Source organism: Anaerotignum lactatifermentans, from assembly GCF_014982935.1.
In the GTDB taxonomy this organism is placed as follows: Bacteria; Bacillota; Clostridia; order Lachnospirales; family Anaerotignaceae; genus Anaerotignum; species Anaerotignum lactatifermentans.
Genome location: NZ_JADCKK010000142.1, coordinates 1 through 1233, shown reverse-complemented (window position 1 = coordinate 1233; position 1233 = coordinate 1). Strand labels below are relative to the sequence as shown.

The following is a 1233-nucleotide window of genomic DNA, read 5'->3' as shown; positions in this document are numbered from 1 at the left end:
AAAGGAATCCAAGCAGGACGGCAAGGCGCTCATCGCCCAGTCGTTCCGCGACGCGCGCTCGGTGCTCGATGAGCTCGACACCGTCCAGTTGGCTGAGTTGACCGCTGTGGACGCCCCCGACGTCCCGGCAGAACAGGAGCAGGCTGATGAAACCCATTCTGAGCACTGAGGAAGTCCGGAGGCTCGAGGACATCATCGAGCGCGAAGGCACCTCGAAAGCCGAGCTCATGGAGCATGCCGGCGAGTTCGTCGCCGCCGTCGCCCAGGAATACGATCCCAAGGAGGTCGTCGTCCTCACCGGATTCGGCAACAACGGCGGTGACGGCTGGGTCGCCGCTGATATCCTGCAGCAGCGCGGCGCCCATGTGACGGTCGCCACGCCCGTCGGGCCGAGCGAGGTGCCCTCCGCCCTCGCGCGCCATGTGGCGCGCCGCACATCGGGTCGCGACGTCGAGGTCGTCGTGGGGCCGTCCCGTGACGAGCTCGCCGACCTGCTGTCCGGCGCGGACCTCGTGATCGACGCCATCCTCGGGACCGGGTTCCACGGCCAGCTCCGTCCGCCCTTCTCCATCTGGATCCCCACGCTCAACGAAACTGCCACCCGCGTCATCTCCGTCGACGTCCCCTCCGGCCTGGACTCCGAGACCGGCGTCGTCGAGGACTGCTGCGTGCGCGCCGACAAGACGGCGACCATGATCGCCCCGAAGATCGGCCTGTACAGCGCCGATGCCCCCCAGTACGTGGGAGAGCTCGTCTGCGGCGAGCTGTACGACAAGCTCGACGAGGTGATCGACGACGTCGACCACGCCGCGGAGATCGTCGAGGCGGCCGATCTCGTCGAGTTCCTCGAGCCGCTCCCCGCGACCGTGAACAAGTACTCCCGCGGCTCGGTGCTGGTCGTCGCCGGATCCGCCCGGTATCCCGGCGCGGCGATGATGGCGGCCAAGGCGGCCGCGCGCGCCGGGGCGGGCTACGTCGCGGTCGCCGCTCCCGACGCCTGCGCGAACCTCATCCGCATGGCCCTGCCGTCCGTTCCCGTCATCGCCATCCCCTCCGATTCCCGCGGATCCTTCGGTGCGGCGGCCCGCCAGGTGGTGTGCGAGACGGCGAAGAAGTACGACTGCGTCCTGTGCGGGCCGGGTATGACGACCGCCTCCGGGTGCATGCAGGTCGTTTCGGGCCTGCTTGAGCTGGACGTCCCGCTGATCTTGGACGCCGACGCGCTGAACTGCC

At 69.0% G+C, this 1233-nt stretch carries 1 protein-coding gene; it reads left to right on the top strand.

Features of this window, described 5'->3' with window-relative positions:
• Positions 1-146: 146 nt before the first annotated feature.
• Positions 147-1233, top strand: a 1087-nt coding sequence (locus INF29_RS14325) for an NAD(P)H-hydrate epimerase (RefSeq protein ID WP_193487396.1), incomplete at its 3' end; no start/stop codon positions are given.